This window comes from Vibrio sp. B1ASS3 (assembly GCF_905175355.1).
GTDB classification, from domain to species: domain Bacteria; phylum Pseudomonadota; class Gammaproteobacteria; order Enterobacterales; family Vibrionaceae; genus Vibrio; species Vibrio owensii.
The window spans coordinates 118935-139514 of the sequence record NZ_HG992742.1 but is presented as its reverse complement, the minus strand read 5'-3'; the positions used below and the strand labels follow the sequence as shown (position 1 = coordinate 139514).

Sequence of the window (20580 nt, the reverse complement as noted above, 5' to 3'; positions counted from 1 at the left end):
CAAAAGGCATCCAATCGGATGCCTTTTTTCTATCTGAATGTTTGTACTATGCCGTTACCAGAAAGCGATAACCAGACCGACCGCAATCACCATTCCGACATAGTTATTGTTAAGGAAGGCTCTGAAACACAAGTCGCGGTCTCGATGGCGAATCAAATGTTGCTGGTACACAAATAATGAAGCAGCCACCAGAATCGTCCAGTAGTAGCTTTGGCCAAGTTCATAGTGCTGACCAAGCAACACCAACATCGCCAAGGTAATCAACTGTAGAACGCCAATCACCAGTTTATCGTGGCGACCAAACAAGATAGCCGTTGATTTGATACCAATCTTTAAATCATCATCGCGGTCGACCATTGCGTATTGAGTGTCGTAAGCAATAGTCCACAAAGCATTAATCGCAAACACAAACCACACAATCAAAGGCAATTCGCCTGTTTGTGCTGCCCACGCCATCGGAATCGCCCAACTAAAAGCCAAACCTAAAAACAGCTGCGGCAAATGGGTGTAACGCTTCATAAATGGATAAATGAAAGCCAAAAAGATGCCCGCAAAGGAAAGCTTGATCGTCAATGGGTTCATGGTCAGCACTAATAAGAAAGAACTGATACCCAAAACCAAAAACAGACCAATCGCTTCTTTCGAGGTCACTTTACCCGATGGTAAAGGACGCTGTTTGGTGCGTTTCACATGCCCATCAACTTTACGGTCGGCAAAGTCGTTAATCACACAACCGGCGCTACGCATTAGGAACACGCCTAACACAAACACGATGAGTACATTCCAACTTGGTATGCCTTGGGCGGCAATCACAAGTGCCCAAACCGTCGGCCACAATAACAAGAGTGAGCCAATTGGGCGGTCCATTCGCATCAGTTGCCAATATGCTTTGGCTTTGTCTGCGGACATTTACACCTTCTCCTTAGCGTAAACTGGTGAATTTGGTAAGAATAACTCAGCAACCAGCATGGGTTTGTGATTCATCCACAGTCTTGAGCGTCGCGCTAAAAAGCGGCCCTGTGGCAAAGTAACCCATCCCATTTGCAGAGCATCGCGTTCAACGTTATCGGCGCTGAACACAGTTAAACCCAGCGGGATATCTCCTTGCTGAGCTAAGTCATATTGTTGATCGACCAAGGTTGAACGAGGAATGAGCGTGCGGCCAATGACCCAATCCGTATTGTCGCCACATAAAATCACCTCTCTCAGTAGGCAATCTTGCTCAGACAATAGCTGGCTCTCATCCTGTTTTAACGTCTTGGCTGTGACGATCTGATTGTGCAGCAATTCCACTGTTAAGCGTTGGCAATGCTGACCTAAACGACGTGACAAAGAGCCCTGTTCTTCAAGCCAATGCTTGGCGAATTCGCTAGGGAATTCAAAATCTTCGGGGTTTTGCCACTCTACTTCCAATAAAGAAGTAAGATAGAGTGATGTCGGCTGATTCATACTAGTATTCAATTGGAGGCTTTATGCGTACAATAAAGCAACAACTTACCGTCTTATTGAAACCGTAAGTTCCGTTATTTGTTTTAGACGGTCTATTGTATCAAGACTGAAGCGATTCGAATATCGCGATCCAGAGAAAGAAAAGTTAGAAATATGTACAAACGTTATGTAGCCCAAATTATTTTCGCGCTAAGTCTGCTTATTTCAGCACCAAGTTGGGCTGAATCAGAAGAAGCTGCACCTAAGTTAGCCTACTTCACGCTAGAACCCGATTTGACCACAAACTTCTACACCAAAGGCAACAAACTGGGTTATGTGCAAGTACGTATCGACATCATGGTCATGAGCCAACAAGACCTTGCGGTTGTAGAACATCATCAACCACTGATCCGCGATGCGGTGATTGAGCTTCTCGGCAAGCAAACAGAAGATACGATTAAGTCTTTGTCTGGCCGTGAAGATCTGCGCAAAACTCTGGTGAAAGAGCTCAACGAGACTTTGCTGCCAGAGACTGGCAAAACCATCATTGCGGATTTGCTGTTTACCAAATACCTTTATCAATAGTGTGAACAGCTAAAGCTGACGAACTCATATCGATAAATGAAAGACAGATAAACAAAAGACCGCCAATTGGCGGTCTTTTGTTGGTATCTATAAATCAATAACTCAGGAGGCTTGTTGGTATTTCTGCTTACCGGAATCAAACAGCGCAATCGCCATACCTGAAAGCAAACCCACCAAGTGTGCCGTATTGGCAATCGCCATAAATGGCTGAACAAAACCAAGCACTAGCCACACCAACATAAAGCCAATAATAGGTTTAGGCAGTGTTAAACCAAGATGTGGGCAACGGTAGCCAAGGATCCACAAGTAACCAAGCAGCGCATAAACCACACCAGATAAACCGCCGAAGTTCGCTCCTTCCACATAAAACTGCCCAGCACCAGATAGTGCCGCAGAGATAAAGAAGATTTGCAGTAACTTACCAGAACTCAAACGGCGCTCGATATCCCCGCCCAATTGCCACCACCACAAGAGGTTGAACACAATATGTGTCACAGAGAAGTGCAGCAGCGCATGGCTAACCCAACGCCAGAGCTGCCACTGTTGTCCTTCAAAAGCAGGGAAATGGAGCAGAGCAAACACACCATCACCAAAACCGAACATCTGCAAAAAGTAGATAACTGTACAAACGGCCATGATCAATAAGGTCACGGGGCCCGCTTTGGCTTTCACCATGCCCATGATGCTCGGGCTGGAATAGTGAAATTTACTCTTACGAGTATCGGCAACGTCCCACGAGGCGGCGCTGTATTTCGAAGCAGATGGATTCGCTAAAAATTGCTTTAGTTCTGCTTCAACTTCAATTTCATGCTGTGCGTCTGCCAGCCAAAGTGCAAACTGCCCTTCACCTTCTGGCATCATCTGGATATCTATCTTGCGCGATGCCATGTAATCAATGAAGGCTTGCGCCATACGTGGATTATTTAACGTTACCAATCTCTTCATTAACTTCTCACTATCGGTAGTTCTGCTCGTTGCCAGGCTTCAAAGCCACCATCCACACTGTACACCTGTTCGAAGCCTTGGTTAACCAAATATTGCGCCGCACCTTGGCTACTGATGCCGTGGTAGCACATCACTAAGATTGGTTGCTCGAATTCCACATCGTTCATGAAAGGAACGATCGAATCATTAGTCAGATGAAAAGCGGACTCGGCATGCGCCACAGCAAAAGATTGTGGGTCACGAATATCAACAAGCTTTGCCTCTCCTTGTTCGAGCAATGCTTGAGCGCCTTGTACATCGATATGTTGAAACTGGTCCATTTACTTTCTCTATGTCGTTTTCGTTATTGACGCCATTGTAACCTATCCAAAGCCAAACTTAGACACAGAGATAGTCAGGGCATTAAACGCTGTACATATTCGCACCGTTTGTGGATAAATCTGTGAATTGCGTTGATAAAGTGTATTTGGATCATTTGATCCACAATATGTAGTAATGATCTTGATCTAACTGTGTATATTCACAACTATCCCCAAACCAAAAACGGCTTCAAAGCCTTATTTTGTCCGGCTTTCGAACAGTTGATGAATAATTACTTCACAGAGTTATACACAGGTAGCACAGATAAATTAGATCGCAAACGCTGTCTATTTTCGATCGAAAATAAAAAAGCCGAGATCACATGATCTCGGCTTTCTATGAAAATCTTACTTGAGATTAGAAGCGAAAGTTAGAACTCACCAACAGCAAGTTTCAATTTCTTCATCGCGTTCTTTTCTAGCTGACGAATACGCTCAGCAGAAACACCAAACTCATCGGCAAGGTCTTGCAAAGTTGCTTTCTCGTCATCTAACCAACGAGAACGTACAATGCGCTGGCTGCGCTCATCTAGACTTGCAAGTGCATGACCTAGACGGTTATTGGTGTGTGTTTCCCAGTTTGCAGCTTCAATGTTATCGGCAACATCAGAAGACTTATCTTCTAGGTACACCATTGGCGCTGTGTACGAGTTTGCGCTGTCGTCATCGTCCATTGGCATATCAAACGTAGAGTCTACAGCCGCTAGACGAGATTCCATTTCGCGAACTTCAGAAGGCTCTACCCCTAGCTCACGTGCAACAGTTTCAACTTCACCGTTGTTGAACCAACCTAGACGCTTTTTCGACTTACGTAGATTGAAGAACAACTTACGTTGTGCCTTGGTTGTCGCGATCTTAACGATACGCCAGTTACGCAGTACGTATTCATGGATCTCAGCTTTGATCCAGTGAACAGCGAAAGACACCAAACGCACACCCACTTCTGGGTTGAAGCGTTTAACAGCCTTCATAAGGCCGATGTTGCCCTCTTGCACTAGGTCTGCCATCGGCAAGCCATAGCCTGAGTAGCCACGAGCAACGTGAACAACGAATCGTAGGTGTGACAAGATCAGGCCTTTCGCCGCATCTATCTCACCGTTGTAGTGTAATCTTTCTGCCAGCCCACGCTCTTCTTCTGGTGTCAGCATTGGGTAGCTGTTTACAGAACGGATATAGCTATCAAGGCTATCTTGCGTGACTAGAGCCATCGGATACGCTTCTTTTGTCATTCAATTCCTCATCAATCTCTGATCTGGAGCATTACATTGCAATTTAGCTTGGCCATCTTGAACTCAAAATGAACAAGTTTCAAGAAGGGCGAGTAATTATCCATAAACAAATAGTCTATACAAGGGGTAAAAATTAGCTTGTGCTAATAAATTCCAACTATAAGACCTTTATCACCTAAACTGGTTCAATTTCTTTCAGGTGACGCTGCGCGGATACTCGAGCGGCAATACAACCTAATAGACTACCAGTCATGATTAGTAGCAGAGATTCATCCCAGCTCAAGCCAATCAAGCGGAATTGACTGTCGTAAAGCGAGGCTAATTGCTCAACCGCATTGTTCATAACAACCGTAATCAATGCCGTCACTAGCCACGCAATACTAGCCCCAAGCACACCGAACCACATGCCAGTGTATAAGTAAGGGCGCAGAATGAAACTGTCGGTTGCACCAATCAGCTTCATGGTTTGAATCTCTTCTTTGTTCGCCAGCACATTAAAGCGCAATGTATTGCCGACGATTAAAAATACAGCACCCAACATCAGCACTGTCAGGGTGATGACAATAATGCTAGCAAGGGTTTTTATCGCATCAAGGCGCGCTAGCCAGTCTTCATCGAGCCTAACGTCGGTAACGTCTTGTTGCTCACGAACTTCTTTAGCAAGCGACTGAATATCACTTTTTTGTTCTGAATCTGGCGTAATCACCAACACGCCAGGGAGCGCATAACCACTCAATAAGCTCAACGCTTGGTCAAAGCCGGCATATTGGCTTAAATCAGATAGACCTTGTTGCGGCGAAATATATTCCACCTCTTTTACCAAAGGCCAAGTTTCAATCTGATCTTTTAGCACCATCACTCGCGCATCAGGCATGCCTTCGACTAAGTAAGCACTGACTTGGGATGGTGACGCGACGTCTTGCGCAGCACTCGCCACGTTTTTACCCAGCAAATACAAACAAGCCGGCATCGCTAACGCTACCGAGATGACGGCTAAGGTAAGAATGTTACCTAATGGACGACGCCATAATGCGCCAAAAGAAGATTTTGCTTGTTTTGCATGGACAGAGAAAAAACCATCGGTATTTGCACGCTTGGCACTGCGACCTTTCCCTTTTTTCTGGGTGCGCTTGTTACCTACCATAGTCTTCTACCTCACTTAGGAAGCCTTGGTTCAATTCAAAATGGCGATATTGTGGGCGAGTGTTTACTAACCCGATATCGTGCGTCGCAAGAAGGATTGTTACGCCTGCACGGTTAAATTCTTCGAACAGTCGTAACACGCGGTTAGACAATTCTGGATCGAGGTTACCAGTTGGCTCATCCGCCACCAGTAAGGTTGGTCGATTCACGACAGCGCGTGCGATACCAACACGTTGTTGTTCACCACCCGAGAGCTGGCTTGGCAAACAACGGGCTTTATCAAGCAAGCCCGTTTTATCCAACGCCGCAGAAACACGGCGTTTGATTTCGTTTTCAGAAATCGACTCGATGCGCATTGGCAGCGCGACATTGTCGAAGACGCTGCGATCCATCAATAAACGGTGATCTTGGAAAACAATCCCGATGTTGCGACGCAAGAACGGAATGTCTTTGTTTGGGATACGCGTGATGTCGTGGCCATTAAAATGGACTTTGCCATCGGTTGGACGCTCTATCGCACATATCAGTTTCAACAAGGTACTTTTACCTGCTCCGGAATGTCCGCCTAAAAACGCCATTTCTCCGCGTCGAAGGTGAAAGTCGACTTTCTGCAAGGCTTGTCGACCACCTCGATAAGCTTTGCTCACTTGCTGAAATTTGATCACCGTTGATTTCCTCTAACTCTTGTTATTCTTCGCGACTAAACAGAGCGTCAATGAACTCTTGAGTTTCAAATGGACGCAAGTCTTCAATGCCTTCGCCTACACCAATGTAGCGAATTGGAATTTCGAACTGATCAGCAATAGCAAAGATAACACCACCTTTCGCCGTACCATCCAGCTTAGTCAATGTAATCCCGGTTAGAGGGGCAACATCACTGAAAAGTTTCGCTTGGCTAATCGCATTTTGACCTGTACCTGCGTCTAGCGTCAGCATGATCTCGTGTGGTGCCGAGTCATCAATCTTCTTCATCACACGCACGATCTTACGCAGCTCTTCCATTAGGTTGGCTTTGTTTTGTAGACGACCTGCTGTATCGGCAATAACGACATCCACACCGCGCGCTTTTGCCGCTTCAATTGCATCGTAGATAACAGAAGCACTGTCAGCACCTGTATGCTGAGCAATCACAGGAACGTTATTACGCTCACCCCAAACTTGTAGTTGCTCTACGGCTGCGGCGCGGAAAGTATCGCCCGCTGCAAGCATGACTTTTTTACCTTGGCTTTGGAATTGCTTCGCTAGCTTACCGATTGTCGTTGTCTTACCAACACCATTCACACCGACCATTAAGATAACGTAAGGCGTTTTGTTGGTATCGATCTCAAGCGGTTGCTCTACTTTAGATAGGATTTCGGCCATCTCTTCTTTTAGCAAGCCGTAAAGCGCTTCGCCATCTTTCAAATCACCGCGAGAGGCTTTCTCTGTCAGGTTATTGATGATTTTCGTGGTGGTATTCATACCCACGTCGGCGATAAGCAGCTGTTCTTCTAATTCTTCGAAAAGGTCTTCATCGATTTTTTTGCCGCTGAACAAGCCGAAGAAACCCGCACCAATGTTTGCCTTGGTGCGACTTAGGCTGCGCTTCAGGCGAGCAAAGAAGCTTTCGGTTGGCTTTTCTTGTTCTTGGACACGAGGCGCAACTGGCACTTGTGGCTCTTCTGCTTCTGCTTCTGCTTCTGCTTCTGCTTCTGCTTCTGCTTCTGCTTCTGCTTCTGCTAGGACAGCCTCAACATTCTCTGGTTCTTGTTCAACCGTTGTTTTTTCTTCTGCTTGCTCGGCAACGTCTTCTGTTGGTTGTTGCTCGGCGGCAGGTGCTTCCACTGCTTCTTCTTTTACTGATTCTTCAGTTGTCGGTTTTTGGCTTTGCTCTTCATCACCAAAACCTAGCCACGAAAGTAATCCGCGCTTCTTTTTTTCCGTCATCTGGGGCTATCCTAGATTGTCTTCTTATCTATTAATGACTCTTTTCTGACAAGATTATTATCTTTACTGAAAAGGCGAATGACAAAGTTATGAAAACTTTCCAATTAGGTGAATCTAATCTTATTAGTGTTACACTCTGTCATCTTGAATATTCTGGGCTGTATCCAAGCTCAAAGCTTGGGCGATTGGATATAGTATCACTTTATTAGCGGTCAAAAAATCTATGGTAAGACGTCGCCAGCAAAACTCATCACAAAAAAAGCCAACAACAGGCTTTGTGCGCATTATTAGTGGCTTATGGAGAGGCAGAAAGCTCCCTGTTCATGATGCAGAAGGCTTACGCCCAACCACAGATCGCGTAAAAGAAACCCTGTTTAACTGGTTGGCTCAAGATGTCCCACAAGCGAAGTGTCTTGATTTGTTCGCTGGCTCTGGTGGCCTTGGCTTCGAATCCGCTTCTCGCCAAGCCGAACTTGTGACTATGATTGAGCTAAACCCGCAAGCATTTCAGCAACTGCAAAAAAATGTGTCCTCTTTGAATGCCAATAACATTCACGTTGTGAACACCGACGCTATCAGCTTTTTGCAACAACCAGGAACACCGCACCACGTAGTATTCATCGATCCGCCGTTCCGCAAAGGATTATTGGATGAAACCGTGACCTTGCTGGAGCAAAACGGCTGGCTTGCTGAAGATGCGATGATTTATATTGAAACGGAAAAAGAGCTAAGCATTGCTGGGCTGCCAGAAAGCTGGCGCTTGCACCGTGAAAAAACGGCAGGCCAAGTGAGTTATCGTTTATACGAACGCTCACCAGCTTAAAGCCTCGATTTAAAAGGATAGTTAAATGAAAGCACTATTGATACTGGCTAAAGCGGCCATCGCCTTCGTATGGTTCGTGTTAATCCTCAACTTCTTTATGCCATTCCCTGGTAAAGCGGCGATTGCGTTGTACATCATGACCGCTTTCTTATTCATCATGCACGGTCTGCAAATGGCCATCTTTATTGGTGCATTTGGTGACAAGATTAAGATGAGCGCATGGGAAAAGTATTCGATTTTGATTTTTGGCATCTTTGCTCTGCTCGATATTCGCCGCAAGCATATGATGTAAAAGCCTCAGATAAACAAAAGCCGCTCACAAGAGCGGCTTTTTTGTGTTTGTTTGGCGCTAGCCTAGGTAGCTTTTCACACCATCAAGGAACATTTGGGTAGAAATCATGACCAACAGCAAGCCCATCAAACGCTCGACGGCTTTTAAGCCACGCTCACCCAAAATACGGTGGAAGAAACTGTAGAACATCAAGATAAAGAACGTCGCACCCCACGCAATCAATACCGCGGCGGAAAGCTCCATAATTTTGTCTGGGTGTTGAGAGGAAAGCAAAAGCAACGCGGCAATCACAGACGGCCCCGCAATCATCGGAATCGCCATCGGCACAATAAACGGCTCTTCACCTGCTGCAAGCCCGGTAATGCTGCCTGCGCTTGGGAAAATCATCTTAATCGCAATGATAAACAGGATGATACCGCCAGAAATACTCAAGGTCTCAGGCTGAACATGAAGGAAGCTCATGATGCTCTGTCCTGCGAACAAGAACAGCATCAAAATCATCAAGGCGAACAGCAACTCTCGGATCAGTACTTTTCGGCGACGCTTCGCATCAAGGTGTTTAAGAATGGAGAGCACAATCGGCAAGTTACCGAGCGGATCCATAATAAGAAACAGCATGGTCGCTGCAGAAAGAATGTCCATGTTCTGACCTCGACGGAAAAATTGGCGGCCAGTATAACAAAGTGATTGAGTGAATATATGGTTGAAGGCGAAATGAATGTATCGCCTTCATTAATGATGGGTTAGCCGCCGCTTAGTGATTACAAACACGCGCCATATTGACGACAAACTTACCTTCCAGTTCGCGTACTTTTTCACGCTTTAGTAAAAACTCTAGCAATGCATCTAAGTCTAGATCATTCAGCTTGCAGGTATGAAAACGCACTTCACTACCAAAGTGAGCCGCTAGCTCATCACGATTCATAGGGGTTTCACGAAGTAAGTTCAGTAAGTTGTGAGCATGAATTTCAGTCATTATCGACTCCAGTCATTAAATGGAATCCACCCAGTTTACTCAAAACGGAGCCGCTGACTTTGACCTAAGTTAGTAAATGATAGAGGCAACAATAAGTGCATGAGCCAAGAAGTAACTGCCACTTACCCAAACATACGCTCGCTTCATCGGTTTACGATATCCATGTATCGCGTAGGCTAAGGCGGAATAAATCATGACTAGAGTGCCACTAAAGCCGAGAGCATTGGCAAAGCTCGGCACTTGTAACCACACCTCTCCTGCTGCCCAAGCTAGCTGAACCAACATGATACCCATTATAACGACAGGAAAGACCATAGAATCCAGTTGAGGGAGCAACAAGAAGAAGGCCACGATACTCGCTGCAAGAAGCAAAGCTAACAGCCACCAAACGATGTCACCATTAAGCTGGACCCAGAACGATTTGCTGTAACAGATTTGCGCCAGTAGATAACCAGCAAAATAGAGAGGTTTTCGAGATTTAAACGAATGGAGGGTATCGGCGAACATTGATACCAATAAGCCACCAGCAATCCAGTAGGTGTGAGGTGCCGAAGCCCCCTCCGTGAGCGCCAGAACCAGCAACAGTAGCAGAGTAAAAATTTTAAATGCCAGAGACTGTGTCGGATTGGCCTGTTTCGCCCCCAACACGGAATATACTCCTGATAGCCCTATCGCTAACCAACTCCACATGCCGATACACCTTTCACGTAATCTCGCCGCTAGTCTAGGTAGACCAATCTTGATGTAAAGACACAATCAGTGAAAGTTGGATCTCGATAGCGAATCACGACATTTTGTAAACGGAACTTACTCAATTAGTGATTATCGTTTTTCTCACAATTATTGAGCCCAACTATCTGACTTTGAATGTTATGGATAATTTTATCAAAAGACCTAACCTTCAGAAATTGAAAAACAAACCGCCAATCTGTTCGCCATACAACCGTTATGAGCAAATAACCGACACAAAAGCCAGATCCACCACCTCTGACCACTCAGAAAGGTAAAAACACCGTCCCATAACAAGATAAACAACTATTGGCTCAACAATTGTGTAGAGTAAAAATTCAAACGATTACACTTAACTAACTGATATAACAATACATAATCCAGAAAAACAATAAAAACCTAACCTTAGCTATTGTGGATTAAAGCTAAACCCTTTTGGTGCTGAGATTTTCTCATTGGATAGGAAAAAACGAACAAGATGGACGTCCATAAATGTGAGCCTCATTAGCATAAAAGCCAATTTTCTCAACTTTTGAGAAATTCAGTAAAAATAGCCAACCAACCTCCCCACTGACACAAGAAACACTATTTCAGCATAAGATTACTCATATTCAACACATTAAAATCATACACTTAAACCACAAAAGAAGATAAAAACAACAAGTCGAACACTTAAAGAACAGCACAAAAAACACAGTTTTATTAGTCAATTTAGGGTAAAAACACTTAAGTTAAGTGTGAGTTTTGAAAACTTTTCCGCTTTGAAGTTGATCAAAGCTCAAAAACAGTGCTATATTATTTACATCGAGTTCATCAATGATTTTAGGGGTAGTGTTATGATTTCTTCTTCTCAAAAACAAGGGCTGGTAATGATTGCAGTGGTTGTTGGTTTAATGACACTGCCAATGATGTACTAAGTTACTGTTTCCAATAAAAAAGGGACGCTTTCGCGTCCCTTTTTTGTTATTCAAATTTTGCTATCTACAAATGCTTAACCAGAATGTCCCAATGCATGTAGTAAAAGCCGAGTGCAGCAAGCGTTATCAAGGCCATTAACAAAATCGCCGCTCGCCAAATAAAGCGTGAACTTCTCGGTGTCAGCTCTTTTTCGCATGCATCACACGCCGCTAAAAAGCCTTTTCGATCGTCCAGTTTATAATCCTCTTCGTGAACAACCTTATTCCGCACTGTTGCGATAAAACGCAGCTTTGCTACCACATCATGTGGTAAGCGCTCCTCGCAGCTAGTGATCAATTGATGTAGCCCTTTCCCTTCTGCATGGTATTGCGTGCGCAGAAGTTTTTCGATCGTTCGGGTACGCATGACTACTTTCTCAATATCTGACATCGTAACCCTCCTTACTGAACTTTCCTTTGTCCGTCATTTCATTCTTCTATAAATTTAGAGCTTTTTCGAGCGGTTAGGTGCAAATTTCCTTTTAAATTGTGCTCTTGCACGCATATAAAATGTGAAGTGCGCCGAATAAAATCTACGTTACTTTTACTAGATCACGAATAATTTATCTCAACTCATAGTTTAATCAGGGAGTTCTGTAAAATAGGCACCAATGAAACATTGGAGGTTATCATGCCAATCTCACTTATTTTGGCTCTGTTCGCCCTGATCGCACTAGGTGCATGGGCATTTTTCCGCTTCTATAGCAAACATTACTTTGGTGAAGACGCGCCAGAGCAAAGCGCGCAAGTGACCATCTTAGACAAGCAAGCCATAGAAGTTCCGGATGCCGAGTTAGGTCAAGACGACCAAGAATATTGGATCTACGTTCAACGTGGCGCTATTGGCCCTAAGCGCGAATTCCAAATCGGTGTGCACTATTACCACGCGTTGAATCCTGGTGATAAAGGCACACTGACCTACCGTGGCGACAAGTTTTTACACTTCGCCCTTAAACGCTAACCTACGGCAACAGCCAACGAGTCTTGGCGGATTTAGAGAATAGATAACTCATCCCCAAGGCTCCTGCACCACTCAAAACAATCCACACCGGAATCACCCATGCAGGGTGACCTTCATACCAACCAAACGCTTTCATCGGCCACAAGAAGATTGGGTGTAACAAATAAATCCCTAAGCTGTGCTGGCTAATAAAGCTCACTACTTTTTGCGCTTTCGGAGCCAAACCTTCACCGAAGTAGCGACATAACATAAAGATCATTGATGCCGCTAAAATCACATTCAGTGTTTTGTAAGAGAACCAGCGCCCTACGGTGTACTTATCCAATTCCAAACTATTGGTCACCACCATGGTGAAAGTCACGGCCAAAGCGACTAACCCTAAGCCAGTAAAGATCGAAACGGTAGAACGACTGAGAGGCATCTTTTTAAATAGCACATAGCCGAGCGGCAAATACCCCATGTAAAGCCAGTATTGATTGCTCCATGGACCATCAATCTTAAATAGGAACAAAGTGCTGGTCAGCAGCCAAACAGCAAGATACGCATAGAGGACGTTATCATCGCAATTGCGGACCACCCATTGGAATAACGGAATAACAAAATAGAGCGGGATAAAGTAGTAGAAGAATCCAAGGTGGTAGTAAGTCGCATGATGTGGGCTATTACCAACGACTTCTTTGACGGTCTCGAAATCAAAACCTTGCGCTGTCCAGCCGGATAGATAGGCGTAGAACATCGACCAAACCAAGAAAGGCACCAACACTTTACCTAAACGCCGTTTAACGTAGTACTTGGCATCAAAAGGACGAGTGTCACTGAGCATCAGCGCACCAGTGATCAAAATGAATACGGGCACCGCCCAGCGAGTCACACTGTTTACGCCTACCGCTGTCAACCATTGGTCAAATGGAATCACTCCCAACTCATTACGATATGGCGCTAATACATGAATGGCAATCACCGCGACCGCAGCGACACAACGTAATAAGTCGAAAAACAGAACCCTTTCTCTCATACCCTTACCTACTTTGATTGGCTTTACGTCTATAGCATAGGGTAATTTTCATCCAGTGAAATAGTTAACAATCTGTTTTTGCTTATTTTTAACTCAGCGATGACGCACCAATATCATTGATTTGCACAATGGTTAGCGATAAATCCTATTGTACAAATAGGATCAGCCCCCCTAAGCTTTCTCGGATATGAAACAGATTTAACCGTTTTATTCCATTAGGATGCTGGACAGATTATTAAGAGAGGTCTTTATGAAGAAAACATTATTAGCGTCACTGGTTTGTGTAGTGGCTTTAGCTGGATGTAATCAAAAGGAAGAGACCGTGGCACCAACACAATCGCAACCGGAAGCGAACCCTATCTGCAGCGCTGAAAACCTTGCTGGCGGCTGGTCAAAAGGTGAAGTAACACCAGAAGCTCAGCAAGCACTCGACTTTGTACTTGGTCAGATGAATACCGCGGCTAAGCTAAAAGAGATCTTAAGCGTACGAACTCAAGTGGTGAATGGTCTTAACTACGCCATTGAATTCGAAATGGACAATGGTGAAGTATGGAACACCATCGTTTACCGCTCACTGAAAGGTGATATGGAAATGACGCAACCTGCACAACAAGGCCGTCTTTGCCCATAAGCAAGACTTGCTGATTTGCGATACTGAATCGTAAAAACAAAAATGGCTCCCAAAGCGGAGCCATTTTTATTTCTAACTCGTAAACCGATTTAAGCCGTAGCCACTTTGGCCTTTGGTAGCTTGATAGAAATTAGCGTTGTTAGTGCTAAGAAAGCAAATGACACCCACAGACATGCCGCTAAACCCGCTTCTTGGTAAATCCAACCAGACAGAACCGTACCGATCAAACGTCCCATCGCATTCGCCATATAGTAGAAGCCAACATCCAGTGATACTCCATCGCCTTTCGCATAACTAACGATCAGGTAAGAGTGCAGAGATGAGTTCACCGCAAACACAGCGCCGAAAATCATCAAGCCCACCACAATAACAAGCTCTGGTTGCCAACCGATTTGCACGCCATAAGCAATCGCACCAGTGATGACAGCAAGGATACCAGCCCAAATTAATGCCGCGCTGCCATCTGGCACTCGACCTTGCGCTTTGCCGGTAATACGAGGCGCAAAACCTTGAACGAATCCGTAAGCAATCACCCAAGCCGCAAGGAAGCCACCCACCATCAAGTGATCCCAACCAAACACGCTGCCAAGATAAATCGGAAGTGCAACAACAAACCACACATCACGAGCGCCAAATAGGAACATACGTGCAGCGGAAAGAATATTCACCGATTCTGACTTAGAGAAAATTTGACGGAACTTAGGTTTGCTCTTCGCCTTACCCATATCCGCTTCTAGCCAGATCAAGCTGCATACAAACACAACAGCCAGCACACTTGCCATGATGATCATCGAAGTTTGGAAACCAAACGCCGACAGCAACAAACCACCAACAAAGAAACCCGCACCTTTCAGCGCATTCTTCGAGCCCGTTAAGATCGCAACCCACTTATAAAGTGCACCTTGCTGCTCGTCTGGCACCAAAGTTTTGATCGCGCTCTTGGCACTCATCTTATTTAAGTCTTTGGCAATACCTGAAATTGCCTGCGCCGCCATTACCCAAGGAATGGTCAACCAAGCATTGGGCACTGCCAACATCAGCAAGGCAAAAATCTGCATCCCTAAGCCGACGTTCATGGTTTTGTTCAAACCAAGTCGAGCACCTAGCCAGCCACCAACCAAGTTGGTCACTACGCCAAAAAATTCATAGAAAAGGAACAGCGAAGCAATGGCTAAGCTTGAGTAGCCTAAGTCATGGAAGTAAAGCACCACCAACATACGGAGTGCACCATCCGTCACAGTGAAGTTCCAGTAGTTGAACGTCACCAGCATATACTGACGGATACTTTTGCTTAGTTTTGAAATCATAACGACCTCAGATGTACAGCGTTTAGAGCATTTGGATCATGATGTTCCAAATGCTCTATGACCTGAACACCAGCATTAAGCCATCTCAATACTGGCGCTAAATTGTGAAACAAGAACTGATAAGAATTCTAAATATTACCCATTAATAAACAATGAGTTAAACATAATATCAGTAAGAAAGAATCACATAAATTGGTAAGCCATTACGGCATAAATAGAGCTTTTAGAACATGATGCTCCAAAAGCTCTATAAGCTGATCAAGCGTTTTGAGCCACACGCTCTATGTACTCAACTTGTACTGGCTTTGTGAAAGCACCAGGACGCAGCGCTTGCACTTCACGTACGATGTCTTCTAGCGTCCAATCTTTCTCTAGCAGTAGGTGCGCAGCGAACAAACCTGTGCGACCAGATCCACCCATACAGTGCATGGCAACCTTGCCATCTTGAGCAAGAATCGCGTGCAGTTCAGGACTCGCTTGTGACCATTTTGCCGCGAACTCTTCGCCCGGAGCACAGTCATCTTCAATCTCAATTTGGAACCATTTCATGCCCAATTGTTGAGTCAATTCACCCAACGCAGACACGTCTTTTGCTGCTAGTTCAGTATTATCCAGAGCAGTCACAATCGCTTCTACGCCTTGCGCTTTTAGTTGCTCTAACGAAGCTTGCAGTTCAACACCTTTGGTACCTGGACATGGAGTCAGTACCAAAGCGCCCGTTTCTAAATCTAATTGCCATGTAGGATGAGACATCTTAAAACTCCTTATGCCATACCAACGTTACGAACCAATTCTGCAGTACGCGTCGCGTAACCCATTTCGTTATCGTACCAAGCGTAAATCTTCACCATACGAGAACCCACTACCATGGTTGATTGCGCATCAACGATCGTTGAACGTTGGTCGCCTTTGTAATCGATAGAAACCAATGGACGCTCTTCAAAGCCAAGAATGCCTTTTAGCTCGCCTTCAGAAGCTTCTTTCAGTAGTGCGTTAACCTCTTCTGCCGTGGTGTCACGTTTCACATCAAAAATGATGTCAGTGAGTGAGGCGTTTGCTAGAGGAACACGAACCGCGTGACCGTTAATCTTATCTTTCAACTCAGGGAAGATTTCAACAATCGCTTTTGCACTGCCCGTTGTAGTTGGGATCAGGCTCATACCACATGCACGTGCACGACGTAGGTCTTTGTGCGGCGCATCCAGAATCGTTTGTGTGTTAGTTAAATCGTGAATCGTTGTGAATGACGATTGTTCAATGCCCAGTTTCTCGTGAATCACTTTCACGACTGGTGCAATACAGTTCGTTGTACAAGACGCTGCGGTTACGATGCGGTGCTGCGCAGGATCGAAGATGTGGTCGTTCACACCCACTACGATGTTAGCTACGCCGTCTTCTTTCACTGGTGCGCTAACAACAACACGTTTTACGCCTTGTTCTAGGTATTTGTTTAGGAATGAGGTTTTGCGATGAACGCCCGTTGCTTCAATCACAACATCACATTGACCCCAGTTCACAGCATCGATATCACGCTCTTGTGAAGTCGTGATGCGCTTACCATTGATCACCATGTCTGTGCCTTCAACTTGCACTGCATGGTTCCAACGACCTTGAACTGAATCGAACTCAAGTAAGTGGCCAAGAGTCGCTGCATCACCCGCTACATCGTTGATGTGCACGAACTCTAGCTCTGGCCAATCAAACGCTGCGCGTAATGCCAAACGACCAATTCGACCGAAACCGTTAATACCTACTTTAATCGTCATAATCTTCTACCTTTAAGCTTTCGCTGGTTAACAGCACGCTGCACGAGCTTTGTCTTGCAAACGTGAAATATCGTCTTGGTACTCTTGCTTTAAGCAGTTCGAGGCCACCAAGTCATCAATCAATTTTTGCATCCATCCCGGTAATTGATCTGACAGCTCGTAGTACACCCATTGCCCCTGGCGTTTATCAACTAAAATACCATTTGATCTTAGTTGAGCCAGATGGCGAGAAATCTTTGGTTGGCTTTCTTGTAGCGCATGGGCTAAATCACCAACACAGGTTTCCCCTTCACGAACCACCAGCATTAAGCAACGCACACGAGTCTCGTCGGAAAGAAGTTTGAAGAACTGATGTGGAAGCATAATTACATACCTATATATGGATATGCGTATATAGTTATTTAAAAATAGGATGCCGTCAAGCGATCGTGCTCGACTGTAATAAAAGTTTAATATTTGATCAGATTAGGCGCCAGAAAAGGTCTGACTCCAGCGCACAGCTTCGCCAAGTTCAGACTTCACATCATCAACAGAAAGACCGAGTTGCTGTGAGAATTGCTCCACGCCTGCCCAGTCTGCACGCTCGTAGCACTCTTCAATTGCCAGTAACGCGCCGTATTCACCTTGGCGATGCAACAAGGCTTGCTGCACGGAAGGACTTAACGGCAACTGCCCAACTAAAGATTCCACAGACAAATCGAGCATGGCATCGAGAATCGACAACAAGCCAACCATAAAACCCTGCTCGTTGAGATGCGAAAGAGGTTGATAGCGCGACATGGCTTCGCAGAATTGAGCGCGTTGCAAAGATAAGTTGTACAACTCACGCGGCTTCTTACTAGAGATATAAGAGGCCACCACCAGCGAGACAAACATTTTTAGCTTTTCTTGCCCAAGGTAAATCAAAGCTTGGCGGAATGAAGTAATGGTCACTTCTAATGTGGTCGATTGCGTGTTCACAAAACGCAGTAACTTGTACGACAGCGTGACATCTTGAGTAATGATGTTTTCAATCCGGTCGAAGTCAGGATCGGGAACACACACTTCTCTAAATAACTTAAGTGCCAGTACTTGCTCGGGGCTTACGTATTTAGTCTGCATCACTTCCGGCTTACTGAAGAAGTAGCCTTGGAAGAATTTAAAGCCCGCCTCTTTAGTCGCTTCAAACTCAGCTTCGGTTTCGACCCGCTCAGCTAAGAAGTGGTATTTGGTGCGCTTTTTGGTGTGCTTCTTAACTAAATCACACGCATTTTTCAGCCCCATCGCCATGATGTCGAGTTTCACGATATGAGCATAAGGCAGAAAACGACGCCATTCGTCAGTCAAAGTGAAATCATCGAGCGCGATCAAGTAGCCTTCACGGTACAGTTCGCGAATGGCTTCAAGCAGTTCATCGGTTGGTTGGCAGGTTTCGAGTACCTCAACCACGATTTTGTTTTTCGGCAAACTTCTTGGCAGCCGACGCAGCAAACTTTGGTGAGGAAAATTGATGAAGCATCGCGAAGATGCAATCAGAGGATTGGTTCCGACAGAGAGAAAGTTCTCTACTATCAATCGGTATGTCGCCCTGTTTGAATCGATGTGTGCAGGATAGGCATTACTTTCACCATCACGAAACAACAACTCATATCCCAGCGTCTGTCTTTTTCGATTAAAGATAGGCTGGCGGGCGACATACGCATTTTTCATTCGAAATTATTGTGCTTTTTATAATTTGTTACTTAGCTGCCGCTAATAATGCACCACATCCCATGAACATTGAACCGAATACTTTATTAATTTTGCCCATGATCTTATCTGAGCGAATAAAGCGTCCCATTTGAGCGGCCAAACTGGTGTAACCCAGCATCACAAACGCATCAATGGTTACTGTGGTCACACCCAATACCAATAGCTGAGTCAGCTGGTCTTTTGCTGGGTCAATAAACTGTGGAAACAGTGCCACCAAGAAGACGATCGATTTCGGGTTTGTCAGGTTAATAAGAATAGCTTTGTACAACAGAGAAGTGCCTGACATAGCTTTGTGGCTTTCGGTTGCAACCAAGCCGGACGTATCACGCCACTTTTGAATGCCAAGCCACACAAGGTAAGCCGCACCCACCCATTTAATCACGGTAAATGCCGTTGCCGATTGCGCGACTAAAGCACCGATACCAGCACCAACCAGAGCAATATGAATCGCCAAACCGATTTGTAAACCAACGATAGCACCCAATGACTTGCGCGTGCCGTAACTCAAACCATTGCTGATTGAGTTGACGGTACCAGATCCCGGAGCCAGACTAAAAACGATTGCTGTTACCACATAGGCTAACCAAACGTGGGTATCCATTGCATTTCCTCAATAATTCTTCGATGATACATCGCGTAAACAACGTATCTTCAGGTAATCGACTAATGGCTATTAACCATTCACCTTTGACTTATACTCAAGAGACTTTATTTGAGCAAGCAATAGGTGGTCCGATCGCAGCACTTTGGCAAGAACGCCAAGAAGGCTTTGTAAAAGGGACAGAGAAAAAGAAAATCTACTGGTGCAAACTCACCAATCCTGAGCACACAAAAGCCGTGCTGATCGTCAACGGTCGCATTGAAGCTTCCTGGAAATACCAAGAACTGTTCTACGACCTGTACCGACAAGGTTATGACGTGTATTCGTTTGACCACCGAGGACAAGGTTTATCAGATCGCCTAATTCCAGACTCAGACATGGGTCACGTCTATGACTTTAATGATTACATTGAAGATATGGAATTGGTGCTGCAGCAGCTTGATTTAAGCGGATACCAACAGCGTTTTATCATTGCCCACTCTATGGGCGGTGCGATCGCCACGCGCTACCTACAAACGCATCCAGAACACAACTTTGATGGTTTGATTCTGAGTTCCCCAATGTTTGGTATCAACCTACCGTGGTATCTCAGCCCTATCGCGATTCCGGTCAGCCAAATCTTAGCGGCAGTTTCGACAAAACCTAGCTATGCTCCGGGACATAAAGCGTATTACACAAAACCGTTTGAAGATAACCCTCTTAGCCAAAGCTACGATCGTTATCATTGGTTCCGTGGTTTATACAACGACAAACCCGAGCTGCAAGTCGGTGGGCCAAGCACCCGTTGGGTTTGGCAAGGCTTAATGGCTGCCAAGCAATGTATTTTGCTGACTCGCCAAATTAAAGTTCCGGTTTTATTGGTTCAGTCAGGCAATGATCGCATAGTGAGTAACGCCGCGCAGCAACGCTTTATCGATAAGCTAAGTAAGACCAACCCCAATGCCAGCCTAGTTTCGATTGCTGGTGCAGAGCACGAAATTTTGTTCGAAAAAGACCAATACCGTAACCAAGCTCTGGACGCTGTCTTTTCCTTTATGCGTGCTCAAAGCGCATAAAATGAATTAAAGAGGAAATACGAGGTCTGCGATTTACCCTCTTTTTCCTCCTTATTTTGGCGTAAACTTCATCATGTTCCCCGCACTCGGAGCAGTACGACCTAGTCAATCTACTGCGCTCC

The 20580-nt window shown here is 45.2% G+C and carries 25 protein-coding genes; 6 read left to right on the top strand and 19 right to left on the bottom strand.

Annotated elements, in window-relative coordinates:
• Nucleotides 1–54: 54 nt before the first annotated feature.
• Together ubiA and KJB05_RS00685 are read right to left on the bottom strand one after the other, a co-directional pair.
• Complete coding sequence (ubiA, locus tag KJB05_RS00690; RefSeq protein ID WP_005438493.1) at nt 55–909, bottom strand: 4-hydroxybenzoate octaprenyltransferase; 855 nt, start codon at nt 907–909, stop codon at nt 55–57.
• Nucleotides 910–1449: a chorismate lyase gene (locus KJB05_RS00685; protein WP_005438494.1), complete on the bottom strand. Its 540-nt coding sequence runs from the start codon at nt 1447–1449 to the stop codon at nt 910–912.
• A gap of 153 nt (nt 1450–1602) precedes the next feature.
• Between KJB05_RS00685 and KJB05_RS00680 the strand changes: the two genes are divergently transcribed.
• Entirely contained in the window at nt 1603–2013 is a 411-nt protein-coding gene (locus KJB05_RS00680; protein WP_005438495.1) for a flagellar basal body-associated protein FliL, read from the top strand.
• A gap of 102 nt (nt 2014–2115) precedes the next feature.
• On the opposite strand, the gene glpG is transcribed toward KJB05_RS00680, so the two are convergent.
• The 6 genes from glpG to ftsY all read right to left on the bottom strand — a co-directional run bounded on the left by glpG (nt 2116) and on the right by ftsY (nt 7615).
• The gene (gene glpG / locus KJB05_RS00675) at nt 2116–2958 is read right to left on the bottom strand and encodes a rhomboid family intramembrane serine protease GlpG (protein WP_005438496.1); all 843 of its coding nucleotides are present in this window, start codon (nt 2956–2958) and stop codon (nt 2116–2118) included.
• Nucleotides 2958–3278 (bottom strand): thiosulfate sulfurtransferase GlpE, encoded by a 321-nt coding sequence (gene glpE, locus KJB05_RS00670; RefSeq protein ID WP_009701354.1) that lies wholly within the window; start codon nt 3276–3278, stop codon nt 2958–2960. Before glpE ends, glpG begins: the two co-directional genes overlap by 1 nt.
• A 410-nt stretch (nt 3279–3688) precedes the next feature.
• Nucleotides 3689–4546, bottom strand: coding sequence for an RNA polymerase sigma factor RpoH (gene rpoH / locus KJB05_RS00665; RefSeq protein WP_005438499.1), 858 nt, complete (start codon nt 4544–4546; stop codon nt 3689–3691).
• Between the two features lie 175 nt (nt 4547–4721).
• Nucleotides 4722–5690, bottom strand: a complete 969-nt coding sequence (ftsX, locus tag KJB05_RS00660; RefSeq protein ID WP_208445427.1) for a permease-like cell division protein FtsX — start codon at nt 5688–5690, stop codon at nt 4722–4724.
• Complete coding sequence (ftsE, locus tag KJB05_RS00655) at nt 5680–6354, bottom strand: cell division ATP-binding protein FtsE (protein WP_005438501.1); 675 nt, start codon at nt 6352–6354, stop codon at nt 5680–5682. Before ftsE ends, ftsX begins: the two co-directional genes overlap by 11 nt.
• Nucleotides 6355–6376: 22 nt before the next feature.
• Nucleotides 6377–7615 (bottom strand): signal recognition particle-docking protein FtsY, encoded by a 1239-nt coding sequence (gene ftsY / locus KJB05_RS00650; RefSeq protein ID WP_045482020.1) that lies wholly within the window; start codon nt 7613–7615, stop codon nt 6377–6379.
• Between the two features lie 223 nt (nt 7616–7838).
• Between ftsY and rsmD the strand changes: the two genes are divergently transcribed.
• Entirely contained in the window at nt 7839–8438 is a 600-nt protein-coding gene (gene rsmD, locus KJB05_RS00645; protein ID WP_038896753.1) for a 16S rRNA (guanine(966)-N(2))-methyltransferase RsmD, read from the top strand.
• Nucleotides 8439–8463: 25 nt separating this feature from the next.
• Nucleotides 8464–8730, top strand: a complete 267-nt coding sequence (locus KJB05_RS00640; protein ID WP_005438504.1) for a DUF1145 domain-containing protein — start codon at nt 8464–8466, stop codon at nt 8728–8730.
• 57 nt (nt 8731–8787) lie between these two features.
• On the opposite strand, the gene KJB05_RS00635 is transcribed toward KJB05_RS00640, so the two are convergent.
• The 4 genes from KJB05_RS00635 to KJB05_RS00620 all read right to left on the bottom strand — a co-directional run bounded on the left by KJB05_RS00635 (nt 8788) and on the right by KJB05_RS00620 (nt 11782).
• Nucleotides 8788–9372, bottom strand: a complete 585-nt coding sequence (locus KJB05_RS00635; protein WP_005438505.1) for a YhgN family NAAT transporter — start codon at nt 9370–9372, stop codon at nt 8788–8790.
• Between the two features lie 112 nt (nt 9373–9484).
• Complete coding sequence (locus KJB05_RS00630; protein ID WP_005438506.1) at nt 9485–9706, bottom strand: YecH family metal-binding protein; 222 nt, start codon at nt 9704–9706, stop codon at nt 9485–9487.
• Nucleotides 9707–9775: 69 nt separating this feature from the next.
• Complete coding sequence (locus KJB05_RS00625) at nt 9776–10396, bottom strand: lysoplasmalogenase (RefSeq protein WP_020197731.1); 621 nt, start codon at nt 10394–10396, stop codon at nt 9776–9778.
• 1020 nt (nt 10397–11416) lie between these two features.
• The gene (locus KJB05_RS00620; RefSeq protein ID WP_005430355.1) at nt 11417–11782 is read right to left on the bottom strand and encodes a hypothetical protein; all 366 of its coding nucleotides are present in this window, start codon (nt 11780–11782) and stop codon (nt 11417–11419) included.
• 240 nt (nt 11783–12022) lie between these two features.
• Between KJB05_RS00620 and KJB05_RS00615 the strand changes: the two genes are divergently transcribed.
• Nucleotides 12023–12352: a DUF2500 domain-containing protein gene (locus KJB05_RS00615; protein WP_005438509.1), complete on the top strand. Its 330-nt coding sequence runs from the start codon at nt 12023–12025 to the stop codon at nt 12350–12352.
• Nucleotide 12353: 1 nt separating this feature from the next.
• Here the strand turns inward: KJB05_RS00615 and KJB05_RS00610 are convergent, their stop codons facing one another.
• Nucleotides 12354–13367 (bottom strand): acyltransferase family protein, encoded by a 1014-nt coding sequence (locus tag KJB05_RS00610; protein WP_199459763.1) that lies wholly within the window; start codon nt 13365–13367, stop codon nt 12354–12356.
• Between the two features lie 250 nt (nt 13368–13617).
• On the opposite strand from KJB05_RS00610, the gene KJB05_RS00605 reads away from it, so the two are divergent.
• A complete protein-coding gene (locus KJB05_RS00605; protein ID WP_208445426.1) occupies nt 13618–13998 on the top strand; it encodes a cystatin domain-containing protein in 381 nt (126 codons plus the stop codon).
• Between the two features lie 89 nt (nt 13999–14087).
• On the opposite strand, the gene arsJ is transcribed toward KJB05_RS00605, so the two are convergent.
• The 6 genes from arsJ to rhtB form a co-directional block, all read right to left on the bottom strand.
• Nucleotides 14088–15305, bottom strand: coding sequence for an organoarsenical effux MFS transporter ArsJ (gene arsJ, locus KJB05_RS00600; protein ID WP_039842608.1), 1218 nt, complete (start codon nt 15303–15305; stop codon nt 14088–14090).
• Between the two features lie 258 nt (nt 15306–15563).
• Nucleotides 15564–16058 carry a cyclin-dependent kinase inhibitor 3 family protein gene (locus KJB05_RS00595; protein ID WP_208445425.1) on the bottom strand — a complete coding sequence of 165 codons (495 nt, stop codon included), beginning with the start codon at nt 16056–16058 and terminating at the stop codon, nt 15564–15566.
• Between the two features lie 11 nt (nt 16059–16069).
• Nucleotides 16070–17071: an ArsJ-associated glyceraldehyde-3-phosphate dehydrogenase gene (locus KJB05_RS00590; protein ID WP_005430364.1), complete on the bottom strand. Its 1002-nt coding sequence runs from the start codon at nt 17069–17071 to the stop codon at nt 16070–16072.
• Nucleotides 17072–17098: 27 nt separating this feature from the next.
• Nucleotides 17099–17434, bottom strand: a complete 336-nt coding sequence (locus KJB05_RS00585) for a metalloregulator ArsR/SmtB family transcription factor (RefSeq protein ID WP_009705162.1) — start codon at nt 17432–17434, stop codon at nt 17099–17101.
• 102 nt (nt 17435–17536) lie between these two features.
• A complete protein-coding gene (locus tag KJB05_RS00580) occupies nt 17537–18760 on the bottom strand; it encodes an EAL and HDOD domain-containing protein (protein WP_208445424.1) in 1224 nt (407 codons plus the stop codon).
• A gap of 28 nt (nt 18761–18788) precedes the next feature.
• Nucleotides 18789–19403, bottom strand: a complete 615-nt coding sequence (gene rhtB / locus KJB05_RS00575; protein ID WP_005430372.1) for a homoserine/homoserine lactone efflux protein — start codon at nt 19401–19403, stop codon at nt 18789–18791.
• Nucleotides 19404–19468: 65 nt separating this feature from the next.
• Between rhtB and KJB05_RS00570 the strand changes: the two genes are divergently transcribed.
• Nucleotides 19469–20458 carry an alpha/beta fold hydrolase gene (locus KJB05_RS00570; protein ID WP_009705166.1) on the top strand — a complete coding sequence of 330 codons (990 nt, stop codon included), beginning with the start codon at nt 19469–19471 and terminating at the stop codon, nt 20456–20458.
• Nucleotides 20459–20580: the final 122 nt, after the last annotated feature.

Bases quoted from the DNA above. Each gene is read 5' to 3' on its own strand.
- ubiA (WP_005438493.1), bottom strand. From the start codon at position 909: ATGTCCGCAGACAAAGCCAAAGCATATTGGCAACTGATGCGAATGGAC.
- KJB05_RS00685 (WP_005438494.1), bottom strand. From the start codon at position 1,449: ATGAATCAGCCGACATCACTCTATCTTACTTCTTTATTGGAAGTAGAG.
- KJB05_RS00680 (WP_005438495.1), top strand. From the start codon at position 1,603: ATGTACAAACGTTATGTAGCCCAAATTATTTTCGCGCTAAGTCTGCTT.
- glpG (WP_005438496.1), bottom strand. From the start codon at position 2,958: ATGAAGAGATTGGTAACGTTAAATAATCCACGTATGGCGCAAGCCTTC.
- glpE (WP_009701354.1), bottom strand. From the start codon at position 3,278: ATGGACCAGTTTCAACATATCGATGTACAAGGCGCTCAAGCATTGCTC.
- rpoH (WP_005438499.1), bottom strand. From the start codon at position 4,546: ATGACAAAAGAAGCGTATCCGATGGCTCTAGTCACGCAAGATAGCCTT.
- ftsX (WP_208445427.1), bottom strand. From the start codon at position 5,690: ATGGTAGGTAACAAGCGCACCCAGAAAAAAGGGAAAGGTCGCAGTGCC.
- ftsY (WP_045482020.1), bottom strand. From the start codon at position 7,615: ATGACGGAAAAAAAGAAGCGCGGATTACTTTCGTGGCTAGGTTTTGGT.
- rsmD (WP_038896753.1), top strand. From the start codon at position 7,839: ATGGTAAGACGTCGCCAGCAAAACTCATCACAAAAAAAGCCAACAACA.
- KJB05_RS00640 (WP_005438504.1), top strand. From the start codon at position 8,464: ATGAAAGCACTATTGATACTGGCTAAAGCGGCCATCGCCTTCGTATGG.
- KJB05_RS00635 (WP_005438505.1), bottom strand. From the start codon at position 9,372: ATGGACATTCTTTCTGCAGCGACCATGCTGTTTCTTATTATGGATCCG.
- KJB05_RS00630 (WP_005438506.1), bottom strand. From the start codon at position 9,706: ATGACTGAAATTCATGCTCACAACTTACTGAACTTACTTCGTGAAACC.
- KJB05_RS00625 (WP_020197731.1), bottom strand. From the start codon at position 10,396: ATGTGGAGTTGGTTAGCGATAGGGCTATCAGGAGTATATTCCGTGTTG.
- KJB05_RS00620 (WP_005430355.1), bottom strand. From the start codon at position 11,782: ATGTCAGATATTGAGAAAGTAGTCATGCGTACCCGAACGATCGAAAAA.
- KJB05_RS00615 (WP_005438509.1), top strand. From the start codon at position 12,023: ATGCCAATCTCACTTATTTTGGCTCTGTTCGCCCTGATCGCACTAGGT.
- KJB05_RS00610 (WP_199459763.1), bottom strand. From the start codon at position 13,367: ATGAGAGAAAGGGTTCTGTTTTTCGACTTATTACGTTGTGTCGCTGCG.
- KJB05_RS00605 (WP_208445426.1), top strand. From the start codon at position 13,618: ATGAAGAAAACATTATTAGCGTCACTGGTTTGTGTAGTGGCTTTAGCT.
- arsJ (WP_039842608.1), bottom strand. From the start codon at position 15,305: ATGATTTCAAAACTAAGCAAAAGTATCCGTCAGTATATGCTGGTGACG.
- KJB05_RS00595 (WP_208445425.1), bottom strand. From the start codon at position 16,058: ATGTCTCATCCTACATGGCAATTAGATTTAGAAACGGGCGCTTTGGTA.
- KJB05_RS00590 (WP_005430364.1), bottom strand. From the start codon at position 17,071: ATGACGATTAAAGTAGGTATTAACGGTTTCGGTCGAATTGGTCGTTTG.
- KJB05_RS00585 (WP_009705162.1), bottom strand. From the start codon at position 17,434: ATGCTTCCACATCAGTTCTTCAAACTTCTTTCCGACGAGACTCGTGTG.
- KJB05_RS00580 (WP_208445424.1), bottom strand. From the start codon at position 18,760: ATGAAAAATGCGTATGTCGCCCGCCAGCCTATCTTTAATCGAAAAAGA.
- rhtB (WP_005430372.1), bottom strand. From the start codon at position 19,403: ATGGATACCCACGTTTGGTTAGCCTATGTGGTAACAGCAATCGTTTTT.
- KJB05_RS00570 (WP_009705166.1), top strand. From the start codon at position 19,469: ATGGCTATTAACCATTCACCTTTGACTTATACTCAAGAGACTTTATTT.